Below are 19,899 nucleotides of genomic sequence, written 5' to 3'. Positions count from 1 at the left end.
AAAAACCGGCCACCTTTAAAGGATAGCCGGTATGAGTTAAAGCTTTAACTCCCCCATGCGGAGAAGTTCGACGACAGCTTGTGAACGCCCCTTTACTCCAAGCTTTTGCATGGCATTTGAAATATGATTTCGAACTGTTTTTTCACTAATAAATAGTTCTTGTGCTATCTCTTTTGTTGTTTTGTCTTGTACCAACAGTTCGAATACTTCCCTTTCTCGTTTGGTTAACAACGGCTTATGAGTGAAATCATTCTCCTTCAAATACATGAACCCTCCTTGCCTTCGCCAGCTAGAAAACGCGGGGATGGGTATGAATCGTCACAATATCATATGTGAACGGCAAGAAGGTAGTGACAGCAATAATCCCAATGTGCAAGAAATAGGCATTAATTTTTATTTCCTACGAAATTAAACTAAGTTTACCTTCATCGCTTCGTAAAAAATCTCCCTTTCTTCACTCGACCATGGTACGGACTTGCCAAGTTTTTTGTTAATATTGACAATCCGTCCCCGACCAGTAAAGCAAGCGACATCATCCCTCTTTACTCCAAGATAATGAATATTGACGGAAGATGTGCCAATTTCTTTTATTTTTACATAAACTTTCAGTTCATCGCCAAAGAAAACTTGTTGAAGATAATCACACTGGAGATCCGCGACTACCGGAATATTTTCACCAATCTCTTTCGTATCAAGTGGATACAATCCTAAATATTCCATGTATTCAATCCTTGCTTGCTCAAAATATACAAAAGGAACTGTATTATTCATATGACCAAACATATCTGTTTCGGAAAATCTCACTCTAATTGGAATAAAAAACTCAAACTCATTTTTCCACGTCTCAAAGTCTTCAATATAACTAATTCGCTTCATCACATACACCCCTTATCCCGTAAATAATGAATGAGTATTCATTCGTTATTTTTAAAAAATAGAGGCTGAACCAATCCCTCTATTCGGCTCAGCCTCTATTAAATTCGTAACAAAGATTTTTAAATTAATATGAGTAGTCACTACCGAAGAAGTCACGGAACATTTGTACAGTAGCTTCACGGTTTAGTGCTGCAATTGATGTTGTTAAAGGAATACCTTTTGGACATGCTTGCACACAGTTTTGTGAGTTACCACAGTTTGCTAAACCACCATCCCCCATAATAGCGTTTAGACGTTCTGCTTTGTTCATTGCGCCTGTTGGATGTGAGTTAAATAAGCGAACTTGTGATAGTGGAGCAGGTCCCATAAAGTTGGAATTTGCATTCACGTTCGGACATGCTTCTAAACAAACACCACATGTCATACATTTTGAAAGTTCGTATGCCCATTGACGTTTATTTTCAGGCATTCTTGGACCAGGTCCTAGATCGTACGTTCCGTCGATTGGAATCCATGCTTTTACTTTCTTCAAGGAATCAAACATACGACTTCTATCGATTACTAAGTCACGTACAACTGGGAATGTACGCATTGGTGCAAGACGTATTGGATGTTCTAATTTATCAACCATAGTGGAACAAGCTTGTCTTGGTTTTCCGTTAATGACCATTGAACAAGCACCACATACTTCTTCTAAACAGTTCATTTCCCAAGCAACCGGAGAAGTTTTCTTACCGTCCGCCGTTACAGGATTTCGCTGAATTTCCATCAACGCTGAAATAACGTTCATGTTTGGACGATATGGAATTTCGAAAGTCTCCTGATAAGGGGTAGAATCCGGTGTGTCTTGTCTTTCGATTATAAACTTCACTGTTTTTTGTTCAGCCATTGAATAATCTCCTCCCCTTTTTATTTATTTGCTGTTGTGTAATCACGTTTTCTTGGTTTTATTAAGGATGTATCAACATCTTCGTATTCGAATCTTGGTGCATTTGTTTTTGGATCATAGTATGCCATTGTAGTTTTTAGCCACTCTTCATCATTACGTTCTGGGAATTCTGGCTTGTAGTGTGCACCACGAGACTCGTTACGGTTATACGCACCAAGTGTAATAACGCGTGCAAGATCAAGCATATTTTGTAATTGTCTTGTAAATTGTGCACCTTGGTTACTCCAGCTTGACGTATCGTTAATGTTAATGTTTTTCCAGCGTTCCATAAGCTCTTGAATTTTTTCATCCGTCTTCAATAAACGATCATTGTGACGAACAACTGTAACGTTATCTGTCATCCATTCACCAAGTTCTTTGTGGATTACATAAGCGTTTTCAGTTCCGTCCATCTTCAGGATGTCATCCCATTTTTGTTGCTCTTCACGTTGGTAACGCTCAAATAAGCTAGATGGTAAGGTATCTGTGCTCTTTTCTAAACCTTCGATATATTTAACCGCATTTGGTCCAGCAACCATACCGCCATAAATAGCAGATAGTAAGGAGTTTGCACCAAGACGGTTCGCACCGTGTTGTGAATAGTCACACTCACCAGCAGCAAATAAACCTTTAATATTGGTTTGTTGTTCATAGTCAACCCATAATCCACCCATTGAGTAGTGTACAGCTGGGAAGATTTTCATTGGAACTTTCCGTGGGTCATCACCTGTAAATTTCTCATAAATTTCAATAATTCCGCCAAGTTTTACATCAAGTTCATGTGGATCTTTATGGGATAGGTCTAGATAAACCATATTTTCCCCGTTGATGCCTAATTTTTGGTTGACACATACATCGAAAATTTCACGGGTAGCAATATCCCTTGGAACTAGGTTTCCGTATAATGGATATTTTTCTTCTAAGAAGTACCAAGGTTTACCATCTTTATAGGTCCAGACACGACCACCCTCACCACGAGCAGATTCACTCATGAGACGTAATTTGTCGTCTCCAGGAATTGCAGTTGGATGGATTTGGATAAATTCACCATTCGCATAAACGGCACCTTGTTTGTAAAGTATAGCAGCAGCAGAACCTGTGTTAATAACAGAGTTTGTTGATTTACCGAAGATAATTCCAAGTCCACCTGTTGCCATAATTACCGCATCAGCTGGGAAGGAAACGATTTCTCCAGATTTTAAATCTTGTGCTACGATTCCGCGACAAGTTTGATCATCGTCAATAATTGCGCCTAAGAATTCCCAACCTTCATATTTCGTAACTAAACCTGCTACTTCATGACGACGAACTTGTTCGTCTAAAGCATAAAGTAATTGTTGTCCTGTTGTCGCACCTGCGAATGCAGTACGGTGGTATAAAGTTCCTCCGAAACGTCTGAAGTCTAGTAAACCTTCTGGTGTACGGTTAAACATAACTCCCATACGGTCAAATAAGTGAATGATACCAGGAGCTGCTTCACACATCGCTTTAACTGGTGGTTGGTTCGCTAAGAAGTCTCCACCGTAAACGGTATCATCAAAGTGTTTCCAAGGTGAGTCCCCTTCACCTTTCGTGTTAACCGCTCCATTAATTCCACCTTGCGCACAAACAGAGTGAGAACGTTTTACCGGAACTAAAGAAAATAATTCAACTGGTACCCCAGCCTCAGCTATTTTTACTGTTGCCATAAGGCCTGCTAAACCGCCACCGACAACAATGATTTTACCTTTACTCATTATTGCGACTCACTCCCCCAAGTATTTAAGTAATCTCTTAATGTTGATTTTTTCTAAATCTATCAATTTTATATTTCTCTTATTATATAAATACATTTTCATAGAATAATAATTTTTAAACAGCAAATGCTAGAATTGCACGAACACCGATAAATGTTACTGCTACGAAAATTAATAAAGTAACAGTAGTTAACACTCTTTGTGAGCGTGGTGAAACCGTAATTCCCCAACTTACAAAGAATGACCATAAACCGTTAGATAAGTGGAATGTTGCACTTACAATACCTACAATATAGAATGCTAGCATTGCAGGGTTATCAACTATATTTGCCATCATGTCAAAGTTTACTTCAGCACCAAGTGCCTTCGCAATCCGTGTCTCCCATACGTGCCACGCAATGAAAATAATTAAGAAAACTCCTGTAATTCTTTGTAATAAGAACATCCAGTTTCTAAACGTACTAAAACGAATATTATTTGGTCTTGCCGTAAATGATATGTATACCCCATATATCGCGTGGAATAATATAGGGATATAGATTACTAGAGTTTCCACAGCTAATAGAAATGGAATTTTTTCCATTAATCCTGCAGCTGCATTATATGCCTCTGCACCCTTTGTTGCTTGGTAATTAATTGTTAAATGGACAATTAAGAAAATACCGATCGGAATAACACCAAATAGTGAGTGTAATCTCCGATTGAAAAACTCACGGTTTCCTGCCATCTTAAGATGTACCCCCCTTAGTTATTAATCGCTGACTATAAATTAAAAAAATATGGCAAATATATGAACAACTTCATTGTAATCCTTTTTACAAAACCCGTCAAGAAAACGGATACAGGTTTAATAATATTTGAAAAATATTATTTTATTCACAAGTGAACAAAAAATCTTACCAATAGTTTTTCTCAATAATCTTAATGTTCAAAACAATATACTAATATAACTTTTTTCCAAATAAAAAATATGTAAATAAACGATGCGAAATTGTATATAATAGATTTGAAGAAAAGGGGGAGCAAGATTTGAGTAGAAAAACTGTAGAACTAGAAAAAACTAACTTAACAGAACTATCCGTTCCTGCATTTGGCTATGAACTCATCCGCGAAGATTTAATCGATGAGATTTTAGGTGATGATGCCCCTGGTATTTTATATTGGGCAGGAAAACAAGTGGCACGCAGATATCCATTATTTTCAATAGATGAAATGCGAGAATTTTTCCTTAATGCTGGCTGGGGCGAACTTTCGATTCAATACGAAAAGAAAAAAGAGATCGTATTTACTCTAACAAGTGAAATAGTAAAACAACGGATTTCAACACGGACTAATCCTACTTTCCAATTAGAAGCAGGCTTCCTCGCTGAACAAATTACCCAACAAAAGAAAGTTTATGCAGAAACGTTTGAACATCCAAAAAAGAAAGAAGGCATCGTAACCTTTACTGTTAAATGGGATGATATTCCATTTACAAAATAATATTTACTTTATCCGCCGCTTTTATTCATCATAATAAATTTTTAGTAATAATTTTTTAAAACAAAAACTTCATCAATTGAGTTACATAAACTCGCTTGATGAAGTTTTTAGTTTTTGTTGAAAATATTTTAAAAAACTTTATTTTACCGCTGCTACCGGTTGATTCACTTTAGATAAGCCAAATGTTTCATGAAGTTTTTCAGCTGCAGCTAACATTTGCTCTTCATTTACAACAGCAGACACTTTAATTTCGGATGTACTTACCATTTTCACAAAAATGCCTTCTTCTGATAAGGAAGCAAACATTTTCGCAGCAACACCTGGGTTAGAAATCATACCAGAACCAACAATTGATACTTTCGCTAAACCAGATTCATATTCAAGATGATCGTAACCAATAGCTTCTCTATTATTTTCTAAAACATTTAGTGCATCTTGTAATTCATCTGTTTTAACTGAGAAAGAAAGGGTATTTAATTTTTTGTCAGATACATTTTGAATAATAATATCAACGTTCACATTATGTTTAGCTAATGGCGTGAAGACGGACGATAAACTTTCAATTTCTTTTGGCAAACCGAACACCGTTAATTTTGTAATATCTTTTTCAAAAGCAACTCCACGGACAACTAAATTTTCTTCCATATTTGCTTCCTCCAATACATATGTTCCTTCTACTCTTTCCATACTTGAGCGAACAACTAAAGGAATTTTATAGTTTTTCGCAAATTCTACTGATCTCGGATGTAAAACTCCGGCACCTAAATTCGCTAGCTCCAACATTTCATCATAAGAAATTGAGGATAATTTACTTGCAGATTTGATATAACGTGGGTCTGCAGTATAGACACCTGTTACATCTGTATAAATATCACAACGGTCAGCATTTAAAGCAGCAGCTAAAGCAACTGCCGATGTATCTGAACCTCCACGACCAAGGGTGGTAATTTCGCCATCTTCCGTAACACCTTGAAATCCTGCTACTACTACAACTTTTCCTTCATTTAGCGCATTTTGTACTCGTGTCGTATCAATGTTTTGGATCCGTGCACTTCCATGGATTGGTTCTGTTTGAATTCCTGCTTGCCAACCGGTCATGGAGACTGCTTCATAACCTTTTTCATGTAGAGCCATTGATAATAATGAAATAGTAACTTGCTCTCCAGTTGTGACCAACATGTCTAATTCCTGTTTACTTGGGTTAGATGTAACTTGTTTTGCTAACGAAATTAATTCATCTGTAGATTTTCCCATCGCTGATACTACTACGACGACATCATTGCCATTTTGTTTTTCTTCTAAAATTCGATTTGCTACATTAAATATTTTTTCGACCGACGCCACAGAAGTACCGCCGAACTTTTGAACGATAATGCCCAATTTTTTCCCCCTCTTTTTCCTCTTTATCTTCTAATTCTCAATTAATTTTCCACTTACCTTAAGTAATATTAAGGAGAGCACTGGAAATCATGCAAAAATAAAAGACAATGGAGAAATCCCATTGCCTGTAAAAACGCTCATTTTTGCGTGTTCACAGTGAGATAGCTCTCCAAGAATACCTCTTGACAGTTCTGTATTTATTCAATAGCAGAACCAAGAAAAAATAGAAATGGACTATTTTTTCTTTCGGCGATTTTTCCTTTCCATGCATTTCTTCGAAGTCCATTCTTCTCCATACATGTACTCTTAAAAACCGCGCCTCTATCTTCACGTTACGAATCGAACATGAATTTATTAAATTGGATACATTATAGCACACTAAACTAGTGAAGACAATGATTATTTTCTAAATTATTATTTATCTGTTCTTACAATATTTTGGTAAAATTCCGCGATTTCCACTATGCCGTCCAATCATTTTTCCTCATTTTGTAAAGCTTCTACAAGCGCTTCGGCTACATTTTTCGGTATCCCAATCTTAATAAAATCATCGACCGATGCCTCTTTCATCTTTTTAATTGAACCGAAATGTTTTAAAAGTAATTGCTTCCGCTTCTGACCGACACCGGGAACTTCATCTAATACAGATTGAATCATCGATTTTCCACGTAATTGTCTATGGAAGGTAATCGCAAATCGGTGTACTTCATCTTGAATTCGTTGTAGTAAATAAAATTCTTGGCTGTTTCTTGCCAATGGCACAATTTCTAACGGATCACCAAAGAGTAAATTCGATGTTTGGTGTTTGTCATCTTTTACAAGGCCTGCTACAGGAATCTCAAGACCTAACTCGTTTTCCAACACATCTTTCGCCGCATCAATTTGCCCTTTACCACCATCAATTAAAATAAGATCAGGTAATGGCAAGTTTTCTTTTAATACCCGCGTATACCTACGGCGAACCACTTCCCGCATCGATTCATAGTCGTCCGGACCTTCTACTGTTTTAATTTTATATTTCCGATATTGCTTTTTATCTGGCATTCCGTTTGTAAAAACAACCATCGCAGATACCGGGTTTGTCCCTTGAATATTCGAGTTATCGAACGCTTCAATCCGATAGGGCGTGTAAATATTCATTTGTTCGCCTAATCGTTCAATCGCTTTTATTGTCCGTTCTTCATTCCGCTCTAATAAGAAAAACTTCTCCTTCAAAGCAGCACGTGCATTCTTTTCAGCAAGATCAACCATTTGCTTCTTTTGCCCTCGTTTTGGTTGGACAATTTTTACATCTAGTAACGCATGGGCAAGCTCCGCATCTACCGTATTTGGCAGCAATATCTCTTTCGGTTTAAAATGCTCCGGTTTATCATAAAATTGGCCTAAAAAGGTGAGCATCTCTTCTTCTGGTTCATTGTAAAACGGAAACATGGAAACATCCCGTTCAATTAATTTCCCTTGACGGACAAAGAACACTTGGACACACATCCAACCTTTATCGGCAGCATAACCGAACACATCTCGGTCCACATGGTCTGTCATCGTCGCCTTTTGTTTTTCCATCGTCATTTCAATGGCGGTAATTTTATCACGAAATTCCTTTGCCCGTTCAAAATCTAAGTTTTCACTTGCTTCCATCATTTTTTCCGTTAATTGATCTTTTACTTCCTTATACCCACCATTTAAAAACCGTGTGATTTCTGTCGTCATTTCTTTATACGTTTCAGCCGGCACTTCATTGACACAAGGTGCTAAACATTGACCGATATGGTAATACAAACAAACTTGCTTAGGTAATGTTTGACATTTTCTTAGTGGATATAAACGGTCGAGTAATTTCTTTGTTTCCCGGGCAGCGTTTACGTTCGCATATGGTCCAAAGTATTTCGCTTTATCACCTTTTCTTACTTTTCGGGTAATGACTAAGCGTGGATGACGTTCATTCGTAAGCTTAATGAACGGATACGTCTTATCATCCTTTAGCATGATGTTATATTTTGGATCATGTTGTTTAATTAAATTATTTTCTAAAATTAATGCTTCCACATCGGAAGACGTAATAATATATTCAAAGTCCTCAATTTCACTAACCAATGCTTGTGTTTTCGCATTATGGGAACCTGTGAAATAGGACCGAACGCGATTTTTTAATATTTTTGCTTTCCCAACATAAATAATTGTCCCTTGTCGATCTTTCATTAGATAACAACCTGGTTGGTCCGGCAAAAGCGCTAGTTTTTCTTTAATTTTTGCCTTCGTTTCCATCTTACTCACTCCATATTGAGTGTTATTTCATATTTACTATTATACAATACTTTCGTGTATTCCTTTAAGCCTCATCAAAATAAAAGAGCAGCCCTTATTTGGACTGCCCTTAATTTACATTTTATAAGTGGTTGTTAATAACTTCTTGTAAAGCTTCTTTTGGACGGTATCCAACAACTTTATCAACGATTTCGCCGTCTTTAAATAAAATTAATGTTGGAATACTCATTACACCGTATTTTGCTGCAGTTTCTTGGTTCTCATCTACATCTAATTTAACGATTTTTACTTTATCGCCCATTTCAGCGTCAAGTTCTTCAAGAACTGGAGCAATCATTTTACAAGGACCGCACCAAGTAGCCCAGAAGTCTGCTAAGACTAAACCGCTACCTGTTTCTGCACTAAATGTTTGGTCTGTCGCATTTACAATAGCCATAAAAAAGACCTCCTTCAAATTTCTATTGACAGTATATCACTGGAATCATCTTTATGCGAATGATTTGATTCAAAAATAATTGTACCCTAATTTCGGTAAAATAACCATTAATTCGTATCAATCACTCTATAACATAAGCTATTCTTAAGTAGATTATTTTTCACCTATTTCTTCGTAGTTAATTCTCTCTATCTTCTCTTTAGTTTTATCTTCTTTAATATAATAAACTTCAGCGTCTTGTGTTGGGCTTTTAGCATACCAGAACACCTACATAAACTTCAGTAACAAAATTGTCACTAATTGGACCAGAATAAATATAAGGTGGTCGATTCATAACAGACCATTTCACAGGGGAATCCCACTCAGCTCCTCTTGTCTGCTTCCATTCCCATTGTTGATTTTGCTTTTCAAAATAAGCTATGAATATTTGTTCTCCCCGTTCATTATGTTCCTTAAAAACCGCGAAGCATTCGAGTGTCCGCTAATGTAACTATAGTTTACCAAAAAAGTAAAAGGGACCGTTTTTTAAGAACAGCCCCTTCATTTAAAATTACGCATTCACTTTTAACTTTTTCAACTCTTCAGTTAATTTCGGAACGACTTCGAATAGGTCGCCTACAATTCCGTAGTCTGCAATCTTGAAAATATTTGCTTCTGGATCTTTGTTAATTGCCACGATTACTTTTGAGTTAGACATACCTGCTAAGTGTTGGATTGCACCAGAAATTCCAACTGCAATATAAAGGTCAGGTGTTACAACTTTACCAGTTTGACCAATTTGTAAGGAATAATCGCAATATCCCGCATCACACGCACCACGGGAAGCACCAACGGCTCCTCCTAACACTTCCGCTAACTCATCAAGCAACTTGAATCCTTCAGCACTCTTTAAGCCACGTCCACCGGCAACAACAACTTTTGCTTCAGATAAGTCAACACCTTCACTTGTTTTCTTAACAACTTCTTTAATGATTGTACGTAAGTCTTTAATTTCAACATCAACTTTAGAAACATCACCAGTGCGGGACTCATCTTTTTCTAGTGCAGGTATGTTGTTTGGACGTACCGTTACGAAAATTAATCCGTCTGTTACAATTTTCTTTTCAAACGCTTTACCTGAATAAATTGGACGTGTGAAAACAACGTTTCCACCTGTTACTTCAACATCAACAACGTCAGAAACTAACCCTGCATCTAATTTACTTGCAACTTTAGGTGATAAATCTTTTCCTAGGGCTGTATGACCAAAGACAATCGCCTCAGGATCTTCTTCCTCCACTACTGCAAGCACTGCTTGGGAAAAGCCGTCTGAACTATATTGCGCTAACTTTTCATCTTCAACGACAACAACACGGTCTGCACCATATTGTACTAATTCGTTTGCTAATGATTCTACCGATTCACCTAATAATAAACTGACAACTTCGCCACCTTCAGCAATTGTTTTTGCCGCTGCAATTGCTTCAAAGGAAACATTACGTAATTTATTATCTTTTAATTCTGCTAAAACTAATACTTTTCTACCCATTCATAAACCCTCCTGTTCGTAAACGTATTAAAGTTTAGATTACTTTTGCTTCATTATGAAGTAGTGACACTAATTCTTTTACTTGATCGTCTAATTCGCCTTCTAAAACTTTTCCTGCAGATTTTGCTGGTGGTAAGAACACTTCGATTGTTTTTGTTTTTGCTTCCACATCATCTTCATCTAAATCTAGATCGTCTAATTCTAACTCATCTAGAGGTTTCTTTTTCGCTTTCATAATTCCTGGTAGAGACGGATATCTTGGTTCATTTAAACCTTGTTGAGCTGTAACGAGTAGTGGTAACGTTGTTTCAATTGTTTCCTCGTCACCTTCCACATCTTTTACAACCGTTACTTTATCGCCATCAATTTTTAAATCTGTAATTGTTGTGATATATGGAATACCAAGTAAGTCAGCAACACGTGGGCCAACTTGACCAGTTCCGTTATCGATTGCTACGTTTCCAGCTAAAATTAAATCTGGTTCTTTATCCCCTAGATATGTAGCAATAATTTTTGCTGTTGTATATTGATCCGTAACATCTAAGTCATCTTCTATATTAATTAAAACAGCTTTATCAGCACCCATCGCTAGAGCTGTACGAAGTTGTTTTTCAGCATCTTCGCCACCAACTGTTACAACAGTCACTTCTCCTCCATGCTCGTCACGAACTTGAATCGCTTCTTCTACGGCGTATTCGTCATACGGGTTAATAATGAATTCTGCACCGTCTTCATTAATGCGGCCGCCAGAGATTGTAATTCTTTCTTCAGTGTCAAATGTTCTTTTCAATAATACGTAAATGTTCATCAAACATCCCCCTTACATTGTTTGTTGGAATTTATAGTGACAATTACTAATTACCCAATTTTAGTTTCCCGTGAAATTTGGTTGTCTTTTTTCTAGGAAGGCGCTAACCCCTTCTTTCGCATCTTCCGTTAGAAAGACTTCGCCAAAGGCTTTTGCTTCAGCTTCTACCCCTTGTGAAAATTGTTCAGTTTTTGCATAGGTTAATAGATTTAACACGGCTTTAATCGAAGCAGGACTTTTCGTTTCAATTTTCTTTGCTAGTTTCATAGTTTCTTCGTATAAATCTTCTTCAGGTACAGCCACATTTGCAAGACCAAACTTCACAGCGTCCACACCAGAAATCGGTTCAGCGGTTAACATCATTTCCGCCGCCTTCGCAGTTCCAACATATTTCGGTAATCTTTGTGTTCCTGCAAACCCTGGAATAATACCGAGCGATAACTCTGGTAAACCAAGTTTCGCATTTTCACTTACAATGCGAATATGGCAACTCATTGCTAGCTCTAAGCCACCACCTAATGCAGCACCATGAATGGATGCAATGATTGGTTTTGGGAAGTTTTCGATGCGGTCCATCAGTTTTTGTCCGTTTGTAGCCAATTCAATCGCTTTTTCGCCAGAATCAATGCTTGTAAACTCTTTTATATCAGCACCGGCAGAAAAAAATCGACCTTCCCCTTTTAACACAATGACACGAATGTCATTATTTGTTTCTAAATCATGTAAAATTTGATCCAATTCTGTAATGACAGCACCTGCTAAAGCGTTTGCAGGAGGGCGGTTAATTGTCACTACAGCTGTCTTATTTACAACTTCTTGCTTTAAAAACTCCATTTCCATCCTCCTTTCACATCTGCTTCATACATTTGCTAAAAATCTATTAGAAGACAGAGAAAACTCTGTTTCTATAACATAATTGACCCTTTGTTGACCTAATGAATTTTTTCCAAATAATTTGTATAACGTGTAAAAACAATACATCAACGAAAATGTTAGTTCACTATATTATTACTTAAAAATTCCCAATAACAACTAAATCTCGAATAATCAGAAATCATTAGTTATTCCCGCATCCATGGATTAGAAGTTGATGAATTTTAGGTGCTAAGCTGACTAGGTCAAATTTATGATCGGTCATTACCCAGGACGTTGCTGTTTCATCAATTGTTCCAAAAATCATTTGTCTAGCTAGACGTATGTCTAATTTTGCATCAAATTCACCATTTTCAATTCCTTCAATAAGTATATCGTCAATTAGTTTCAAATACCCTTTTAAAATGTCATTTATTTTCAGACGAAGTTCTTTATTTGTTTGACGAAGTTCAAGTTGTGTTACAATGGCTAATGCATGATTTTCGGATAATATACGAAAATGATTTTCCACTAATAATAATAATTTCTCTGTCGCTGTGTTTTTTCCTGCTATAATTTCAGATAATCTTTGAATAAAATGTTGCATTTTTTCTCTAAATAAAGATATTAGTATATCTTCTTTATTTTTGAAATATAAGTAAATTGTTCCGTCAGCTACCCCAGCTTGCCTAGCAATTTTTGAAACTTGACATTGGTGGTAACCGTTTTCTGCAATTGTAATGACGGCAGCGTCGATAATTTGTTTATACTTTGTTTTTTGGTTATTTTTCAACATCTTCACCTTCGATTTCATTTTGTCTTTTCTTGTTAGTAGGACATGAATGAATAGTCATTCATATTCTTATAATAAAAGACCTGGAAACTTTTGTCAAATACCATCTACTCGCTGCTTGTCCTATATTTTCAGAAAAAGTGGCTAGAAATCTAGCAATATATAATTTTCTCTCTATAGCATTACGCTTGTTTCTCATCTGTTTGTTGCTCCAACTTTTTGCGTTCTTCCTCAACTAATTGACGACGTAAAATTTTTCCTACCGTTGTCTTCGGTAACTCATCACGGAATTCATATAATCTTGGTACTTTATAGGCAGCCAAATGTTTTCTGGCAAATTTGTCCATCTCTTTTTCCGTTACTGAGTGGTCTTCTTTTAAAACGATATACGCTTTTACTGTTTCACCCCGGTACGGATCAGGGATTCCCGCAACCACTGCTTCTTGTACCGCAGGATGTTCATATAAAACTTCTTCAATTTCTCGTGGATAAATATTAAAGCCACTAGCGATAATCATATCTTTTTTACGATCAACAATGTAGAAGTACCCCTTCTCATCCATATAACCTAAGTCGCCTGTATAAAGCCAGCCGTCACGAAGGGTTTCTTCTGTATCTTCTGGTCTGTTCCAATACCCTTTCATCACTTGTGGCCCTTTTACGACTAATTCTCCTACTTCACCAGGTGGTAGTGGTTCATCCGTTTCTAAATCACGAATTTCAGCTAACGTATTTGGCCAAGGAATACCGATACTTCCTTTAATCCGTTCGCCATCCCATAATAAGTTTGCATGGGTTACTGGTGAAGCTTCTGTTAAACCGTAACCTTCTACAAGTTTGCCACCGGTCAAGTTTTCAAATTGTTCTTGAACTTCAACAGGTAAAGTTGCAGAACCACTAATACATGAATCAATGGATGATAAATCATATTTTTGTAAATCAGGATGATTTAATAAGCCAATATACATCGTAGGTGCACCTGGAAACATCGTTACTTTTTGACTTTGAATCGCTTTTAACAATACTTCCGGTTCTGGTTTCGGAATTAGCACAACTTTTGATCCTTGTAAAACGGATAAAATTAATACCGTCGTCATACCATACACGTGGAAAAACGGTAACGCACCGAGGACAACTTCTTTACCTTCTTCACATTTATACAACCAAGTTTCACACATTTTCGCATTGGCAACTAAGTTTTTATGTGTTAACATAACCCCTTTTGGAAATCCGGTTGTCCCACCTGTATATTGTAAAATTGCCAAGTCTTCATCAAAATTCACATCTAAAATAGGATCTTCTAAAGGTGGGGCCTTCATAATTTCTGTAAATAAATGAATGTTTCCACCATGTTCCACTTTTACAGAAAATCCGTATTGTTTTTTTTGAATAAATGGATAAATTAAGTTTTTCGGAAATGGTAAATAATCTTTAATTGCAGTAATAATAATATGTTCTAAGTCTGTCTCATTTTGGACTTTTGTTATTCTCGGATATAAAATATCCAAAGCGATAATTGCCTTTGCCCCTGAATCTTTCATTTGATATGCAACTTCTCTTTCCGTATACATCGGATTTGTTTGAACAATAATTCCCCCAGCTAACAATACCCCAAAAAAACTAATAAATGATTGCGGTGTATTCGGAAGCATAATTGCAACCCGATCGCCTTTTTGAATACCAATACTTTTCAAATAATTCGCGAACTTTAAGGCGGATTCATACACCTCTTGATACGTCATTTCTTTCCCATTAAAATGAAGCGCAACTTTCGTCGGATATTTTTTCGCAGTTTCGACAAGAAATTGTTGCAATGATTTTTCTTCAATCTCAATTGTTTTTGGTATAGCATCCGGATAATGCTGTAACCATGGTTTGTTCTCCATATTTCCCCTCCCCTTTAACTGTTCGAACATTCAACTTGTTCTCATATTGTATATTAGCTAATTTTGGCAACGTTTACAATCATTTAATTCCTAAAAATCTGTAAATTTAAAATAAAAACAATACTCCCTACTTAGCAATCACAAGTAGGGAGTACTTTCGAACTATTTTTTGGCTATATTAATTTAAAAATAAATATACACAACCACATAGGAAAAATAAAATACAAACAGCAATTAAAACTTTTCCTAATTTATCCAGTTTCCTCTCCTCCATTTTGCATATCTTACATAATGCCAGCTCCGATTACATAAGATAGGCCAACGGAAATCACCATTGAAATAAAACCAACGGCACGATTACCTTTACCGATTTCTTCATCAACATTAAATTTCGGCGTTAAAAATTCAAAAATGAAATAGGCAATAAGTAAAAGGAAAAAGCCGAAAATGCCCCAACCGATCATGACAAATAATGAGTCGTTATGCAAAATTGAATAACGAAAAATGTTTAAAATCCCGAAAATTTTCCCACCAGTTGCCATTGCAACGGCCATATTTCCATTTTTTATTTCTTCCCAATTATTATATTTCGTCACAAGTTCAAAAATTGCTAGAAAAACAAGTGTACAAAGAATAGCAACACCATAATTGGCTGCATGATTCACAAGTTCACTTTCCCAAAATTGTTCCATTTATGATCCCTCTTTATTATTTGGAATTCAACTATTTCAACTCAACGATTGTGACACCAGTTCCGCCTTCATTGGCGCTTCCATATTGGAAAGATTTCACTTGCCGATGTTTCTTCAAATAATTTTGTACACCAGTCCGTAAAGCCCCAGTTCCTTTTCCGTGGATAATGGAGACTCGTGGATAGCCAGCAAGTAACGCATCATCAATATATTTTTCAAGACGAACTAAGGCATCTTCATAACGTTCCCCACGTAAATCGAGTTCCAACCCGACATGGTAATCTTTACCTTTAATTGATACAATATGTCTTGTTTCTTGTTGTGGTTTACTCTTAATTAATTGTAAATCCTCTTCTTCCACTTTCATTTTTAAAACTCCAATTTGAACTTGCCACTCTGTTTCCGAAACTCGTTCAATTAAATGACCTTTTTGATCAAAGGATATAACTTTTACTTCATCACCCGGTTGGAAATTATATTTCTCTTTTTTCTTCACTTCAGGATGCTGGCCTTCTTTTGCTTCAGGAACGACACCTTCAAGACGTTTCCGTGCTTCAATTAGTTCATGTTCCTTTATTTGTGCACCCTTTTCAAACTGCATTTTTCGTAAGTCGCGAATAATTTCTTCCGCTTCTCGTTCTGCATTTTTGACAATATTTTTTGCTTCTTGACGAGCTTTTTCATACAATTCATCTTTTTTATTGTAAAACTCGATCATTGCTTTTTGTAAATCTTTATGCAGTTTTTCCGCGTCTTTCAAGATTTCTTTTGCTTCTTCCTCTTCTTTTTCTGCCAGACGAGTACTTCTTTCTAACGACGCAATCATATTATCAACTTTATTAGACTCAGCATGAATATGGGTTCTTGCATTTTCAATAATATCATCCGGTAAACCGAGTCGTTTCGAAATCTCGAAGGCGTTACTTCGTCCTGGTACACCGATTAATAAACGGTATGTTGGGCTTAATGTTTCAACATCAAACTCCACACTCGCATTTGTTACCCCATCCCGGTTATAGCTGTATGCTTTTAATTCTGGATAGTGGGTTGTTGCAATAACCCGAGCTCCGCGGCTATGAACTTCATCGAGGATGGACATTGCCAATGCGGCCCCTTCTTGTGGGTCGGTACCCGCTCCAAGTTCATCAAATAAGACGAGACTTTTATTATCGACATGACGTAAAATATCGACAATATTTACCATATGGGATGAAAACGTACTTAAACTTTGTTCAATGGACTGTTCATCACCAATGTCCGCGAACACTGATTCAAAAACAGCCACTTCTGAACCGTCTTGGGCAGGAATTTGTAAGCCAGATTGGGCCATTAACGTAATTAGTCCAACTGTTTTTAACGTAACTGTTTTACCACCGGTGTTCGGTCCAGTAATGACGATCGTTGTAAAGTCTTTTCCGATTTCAATATCGTTTGCCACGACTTCATCCCGTGGAATTAACGGGTGTCGTGCACGGAAAAGTCTTATCACACCATCATTATTCATAATCGGCTTTGTCGCTTTAATCGAAGCACCAAACTTTGCCTTCGTAAACATAAAGTCGATTTCCCGTAAAATGGCAACGAGATGACTTAATTCCTCACTATACTCTGCGGTTACAGCAGACAGTTCCATTAAAATGCGCTCAATTTCTGCCTGTTCTTTCATTTTTGCTTGATGTAATTCATTATTTAATTGAACAATTGATTGAGGTTCAATAAATAACGTTTGTCCAGAAGATGACTGGTCATGAATCATGCCACCAAAGTGAGTTCGGTACTCCTGTTTAACTGGAATAACAAAGCGGTCGTTCCGAATCGTAATAATCGCGTCGGAAAGCATTTTTTGTGCGCTAGATGAACGAATAATACTTTCTAATTTTTCCCGTACCCGACCTTCTAAACTGCAGATTTGTGTACGAAGGGAACGTAATCTTTCACTCGCACTATCTAACACATCCCCATTTTCACTAATCGCACTAGTAATAGTACGATATAGATCCTTTGGAGGATTCAAATTTTCACCATATTCTTGTAAAATCGGTAAATTTACATCCTCTCCTTCAAGCAATTCCGATATAAATTTTTTTAAAACACGACTTGCACGAATCGTACTGGCAATTTCAACAAATTCATCAGGATGAAGCATACTCCCAATTTCCGCCCGCTTCACATGCGGTAAAATATTAAATACCCCGCCTAATGGTACATGACCTTTTAAGCGAAGAACGGTTGCTGCTTCATCCGTTTCTTCTTGCAAGCGGACAATTTTATTAAAGTCTGTTTCAGGTTTTAAATTTTCTGCTACCTCTCGACCTAAACTGGAGGAAGCAAAGCTAGTCAATTGTTCACGTATTTTATGAAATTCTAATGTATCAAGTGCTTTATCATTCACGGAGATGAGTCTCCTTTCATTGCTGTATTTTTGTTGTCATTTTTATATTAAGCTTCTGTTCGCTTCTTCTTAATCAAAGTTAAAAATTGTTTTTTTGGTAAGGCATTTATGACTGAGTCCTTACGAATCCATGCCTTTCTCGCATATTTTACACCAAGTTCCATATACGATAATGTCGGATGTTGGTGACTATCGGTATTAATCATGAGTTTCACACCGGCTTCTTGGGCTTGAGCAAGAAAGTCAGTTCGTAAGTCGAAGCGTCTAGGATTTGCATTTAATTCGAGAATCGTATCCGTTTCTTTCGCCAATTGAATAAGCTGTTCAATATTTACATTATAACCATCACGAACTCCAACTTTTCTTCCTGTTGGGTGGGCAATGATATTAACATAAGGATTGCGACAAGCAGCTTCTAACCGCTTCATAATTAATTCTTCACTCTGTCCGAAGGCGGTATGAATGGAAGCAATGACAAAATCTAATTCTGCTAAAACTTCGTTGCTAAAGTCTAACGAGCCATCCGGTAAAATATCCATTTCCGAACCGGCTAAAATGGTAATATCATCATATTTTTCATTCAATTCACGGATGATGTCGATTTGTTTTAATAAACGGTCTGGTGTTAAACCATTTGCCACTCGTAAATTTTGTGAGTGATCGGTAATGGCCATGTATTCATACCCTTTTTTCCGACACGCTTCAATCATTTCTTCAATGGAGTTTCCTCCATCGCTCCATGTAGTATGCATATGTAAATCACCACGAATATCACCTAAAGAGATGAGCTCGTCTAACTGATTAATCCGATCAATTTCCGTTCCATCAATTCTTAATTCCGGGGCAATCCATGGTAAATCGAAATGTTTATAAAATTCTTCTTCTGTATTGAATGTAAGTACTTCACCGGTTTCGAGTTGTTCAACCCCGTACTCACTTATTTTTTCATTCCGCTTTTTCGCAATTTGCCGCATCCGTACATTATGATCCTTTGAACCGGTAAAATGATGGAGCGTTGTCGCAAACTGATCTGGTAACACTAAACGGAAATCAGCGGAAACTTCCACTTCAAAGGAAAAAGTAATGGAAACTTTCGTATCGCCATCATTCGTAATTTCTTTAATATTGGAAAGTTGTGCTAGTTGTTCTTTCACCTTTTGCACATCGTTTGTCGCAATAATAAAATCTAAATCTTTAACCGTTTCCCTTACTCTTCGTACACTGCCAGCACGGGAAAACTTTTCAATTGCCTCCATTTGGTCTAATTGCATTTCGACCCAACTAACAATTGGCAACATATCTGCAAGTGGATAACGGTCTGGCTTCGAGCCAAAACTTTCTATTTCCGCTAAAATTTTTTCCTCTTTCTTTTTACCGAATCCTTTTAATGTGGATACTTTCCCTTCTTCACACGCTTTCTTTAGTTCTTCCAAATTTGTAATTCTAAGTTCTTGATAAAGGCGCGCAATCGTTTTTCCACCTAAGCCAGGGATTTGCAATAACGGAATTAACCCTTTTGGAACTTCTTCCTTCAATGTTTTTAATGCTTCTGTATTCCCGGTTTGTAAAAATTCATCAATAATCGCCCCTGTACCTTTCCCAATCCCAGGTAATTTCGTAAAGTCCTCAATTTCTTCAATTGTTCGTTCATCAAGTTCAATTGTTCTTGCCGCTTTTCGAAAAGCTGATATTTTAAACGGGTTTTCTCCCTTTAATTCCATATAAATGGCGATCGTTTCTAAATGGCGGATTAAATCTTTTTTATCAATTGTATTTTTCATTATTTTCACCTGCCAAAATATATTCAACTTTGAAACTATATCTCATACTATACTTTAACATTTT

The 19,899-nt window shown here is 36.7% G+C and carries 17 protein-coding genes and 1 riboswitch; of the genes, 1 reads left to right on the top strand and 16 read right to left on the bottom strand.

What is annotated here, in order from left to right:
• Positions 1 to 36: 36 nt before the first annotated feature.
• From GW534_RS04625 to GW534_RS04605, 5 genes are all read right to left on the bottom strand, one after another.
• Positions 37 to 261: a helix-turn-helix domain-containing protein gene (locus GW534_RS04625; protein ID WP_033828593.1), complete on the bottom strand. Its 225-nt coding sequence runs from the start codon at positions 259 to 261 to the stop codon at positions 37 to 39.
• Between the two features lie 147 nt (positions 262 to 408).
• Positions 409 to 876: an acyl-CoA thioesterase gene (locus GW534_RS04620; protein WP_161919891.1), complete on the bottom strand. Its 468-nt coding sequence runs from the start codon at positions 874 to 876 to the stop codon at positions 409 to 411.
• Between the two features lie 124 nt (positions 877 to 1,000).
• A complete protein-coding gene (sdhB, locus tag GW534_RS04615) occupies positions 1,001 to 1,765 on the bottom strand; it encodes a succinate dehydrogenase iron-sulfur subunit (protein ID WP_161919890.1) in 765 nt (254 codons plus the stop codon).
• A gap of 20 nt (positions 1,766 to 1,785) precedes the next feature.
• Complete coding sequence (gene sdhA, locus GW534_RS04610; protein WP_161919889.1) at positions 1,786 to 3,540, bottom strand: succinate dehydrogenase flavoprotein subunit; 1,755 nt, start codon at positions 3,538 to 3,540, stop codon at positions 1,786 to 1,788.
• Between the two features lie 115 nt (positions 3,541 to 3,655).
• On the bottom strand, positions 3,656 to 4,267 hold the full coding sequence (locus GW534_RS04605; RefSeq protein WP_161919888.1) for a succinate dehydrogenase cytochrome b558 subunit: 612 nt from the start codon (positions 4,265 to 4,267) through the stop codon (positions 3,656 to 3,658).
• A 302-nt stretch (positions 4,268 to 4,569) separates the two neighbouring features.
• On the opposite strand from GW534_RS04605, the gene GW534_RS04600 reads away from it, so the two are divergent.
• Positions 4,570 to 5,022, top strand: coding sequence for a YslB family protein (locus GW534_RS04600; protein WP_161919887.1), 453 nt, complete (start codon positions 4,570 to 4,572; stop codon positions 5,020 to 5,022).
• Positions 5,023 to 5,160: 138 nt separating this feature from the next.
• Here GW534_RS04600 and GW534_RS04595 read toward each other — a convergent pair whose 3' ends face one another.
• From GW534_RS04595 to polX, 11 genes are all read right to left on the bottom strand, one after another.
• A complete protein-coding gene (locus GW534_RS04595) occupies positions 5,161 to 6,402 on the bottom strand; it encodes an aspartate kinase (RefSeq protein ID WP_161919886.1) in 1,242 nt (413 codons plus the stop codon).
• Between the two features lie 154 nt (positions 6,403 to 6,556).
• Positions 6,557 to 6,734: riboswitch (Lysine riboswitch) on the bottom strand.
• A 142-nt stretch (positions 6,735 to 6,876) separates the two neighbouring features.
• A complete protein-coding gene (uvrC, locus tag GW534_RS04590; protein ID WP_161919885.1) occupies positions 6,877 to 8,667 on the bottom strand; it encodes an excinuclease ABC subunit UvrC in 1,791 nt (596 codons plus the stop codon).
• A 121-nt stretch (positions 8,668 to 8,788) separates the two neighbouring features.
• Positions 8,789 to 9,103, bottom strand: a complete 315-nt coding sequence (gene trxA, locus GW534_RS04585) for a thioredoxin (RefSeq protein ID WP_161919884.1) — start codon at positions 9,101 to 9,103, stop codon at positions 8,789 to 8,791.
• Between the two features lie 550 nt (positions 9,104 to 9,653).
• Entirely contained in the window at positions 9,654 to 10,631 is a 978-nt protein-coding gene (locus GW534_RS04580; RefSeq protein WP_161919883.1) for an electron transfer flavoprotein subunit alpha/FixB family protein, read from the bottom strand.
• Positions 10,632 to 10,665: 34 nt separating this feature from the next.
• Entirely contained in the window at positions 10,666 to 11,439 is a 774-nt protein-coding gene (locus GW534_RS04575; protein ID WP_161919882.1) for an electron transfer flavoprotein subunit beta/FixA family protein, read from the bottom strand.
• A gap of 60 nt (positions 11,440 to 11,499) precedes the next feature.
• On the bottom strand, positions 11,500 to 12,273 hold the full coding sequence (locus GW534_RS04570) for an enoyl-CoA hydratase (RefSeq protein WP_161919881.1): 774 nt from the start codon (positions 12,271 to 12,273) through the stop codon (positions 11,500 to 11,502).
• A 223-nt stretch (positions 12,274 to 12,496) separates the two neighbouring features.
• Complete coding sequence (locus GW534_RS04565; protein WP_281351963.1) at positions 12,497 to 13,084, bottom strand: TetR/AcrR family transcriptional regulator; 588 nt, start codon at positions 13,082 to 13,084, stop codon at positions 12,497 to 12,499.
• Between the two features lie 182 nt (positions 13,085 to 13,266).
• On the bottom strand, positions 13,267 to 14,970 hold the full coding sequence (locus GW534_RS04560) for a long-chain-fatty-acid--CoA ligase (protein WP_161919879.1): 1,704 nt from the start codon (positions 14,968 to 14,970) through the stop codon (positions 13,267 to 13,269).
• A 284-nt stretch (positions 14,971 to 15,254) separates the two neighbouring features.
• Entirely contained in the window at positions 15,255 to 15,662 is a 408-nt protein-coding gene (locus tag GW534_RS04555; protein ID WP_161919878.1) for a DUF350 domain-containing protein, read from the bottom strand.
• A gap of 31 nt (positions 15,663 to 15,693) precedes the next feature.
• Entirely contained in the window at positions 15,694 to 18,054 is a 2,361-nt protein-coding gene (locus GW534_RS04550; RefSeq protein WP_161919877.1) for an endonuclease MutS2, read from the bottom strand.
• 47 nt (positions 18,055 to 18,101) lie between these two features.
• Positions 18,102 to 19,835, bottom strand: coding sequence for a DNA polymerase/3'-5' exonuclease PolX (gene polX / locus GW534_RS04545; protein ID WP_161919876.1), 1,734 nt, complete (start codon positions 19,833 to 19,835; stop codon positions 18,102 to 18,104).
• Positions 19,836 to 19,899: the final 64 nt, after the last annotated feature.

The sequence above is a fragment of the Pallidibacillus pasinlerensis genome, assembly GCF_009996845.1.
Taxonomy (GTDB): domain Bacteria; phylum Bacillota; class Bacilli; order Bacillales; family Caldibacillaceae; genus Pallidibacillus; species Pallidibacillus pasinlerensis.
This window is presented reverse-complemented; position numbering and strand designations above follow the sequence as displayed.

Excerpts from the sequence above, each read along its gene's own strand:
- GW534_RS04620 (WP_161919891.1), bottom strand. The coding sequence starts at position 876 with ATGAAGCGAATTAGTTATATTGAAGACTTTGAGACGTGGAAAAATGAG.
- sdhB (WP_161919890.1), bottom strand. The coding sequence starts at position 1,765 with ATGGCTGAACAAAAAACAGTGAAGTTTATAATCGAAAGACAAGACACA.
- sdhA (WP_161919889.1), bottom strand. The coding sequence starts at position 3,540 with ATGAGTAAAGGTAAAATCATTGTTGTCGGTGGCGGTTTAGCAGGCCTT.
- GW534_RS04605 (WP_161919888.1), bottom strand. The coding sequence starts at position 4,267 with ATGGCAGGAAACCGTGAGTTTTTCAATCGGAGATTACACTCACTATTT.
- uvrC (WP_161919885.1), bottom strand. The coding sequence starts at position 8,667 with ATGGAAACGAAGGCAAAAATTAAAGAAAAACTAGCGCTTTTGCCGGAC.
- trxA (WP_161919884.1), bottom strand. The coding sequence starts at position 9,103 with ATGGCTATTGTAAATGCGACAGACCAAACATTTAGTGCAGAAACAGGT.
- GW534_RS04580 (WP_161919883.1), bottom strand. The coding sequence starts at position 10,631 with ATGGGTAGAAAAGTATTAGTTTTAGCAGAATTAAAAGATAATAAATTA.
- GW534_RS04575 (WP_161919882.1), bottom strand. The coding sequence starts at position 11,439 with ATGAACATTTACGTATTATTGAAAAGAACATTTGACACTGAAGAAAGA.
- GW534_RS04570 (WP_161919881.1), bottom strand. The coding sequence starts at position 12,273 with ATGGAGTTTTTAAAGCAAGAAGTTGTAAATAAGACAGCTGTAGTGACA.
- GW534_RS04560 (WP_161919879.1), bottom strand. The coding sequence starts at position 14,970 with ATGGAGAACAAACCATGGTTACAGCATTATCCGGATGCTATACCAAAA.
- GW534_RS04555 (WP_161919878.1), bottom strand. The coding sequence starts at position 15,662 with ATGGAACAATTTTGGGAAAGTGAACTTGTGAATCATGCAGCCAATTAT.
- polX (WP_161919876.1), bottom strand. The coding sequence starts at position 19,835 with ATGAAAAATACAATTGATAAAAAAGATTTAATCCGCCATTTAGAAACG.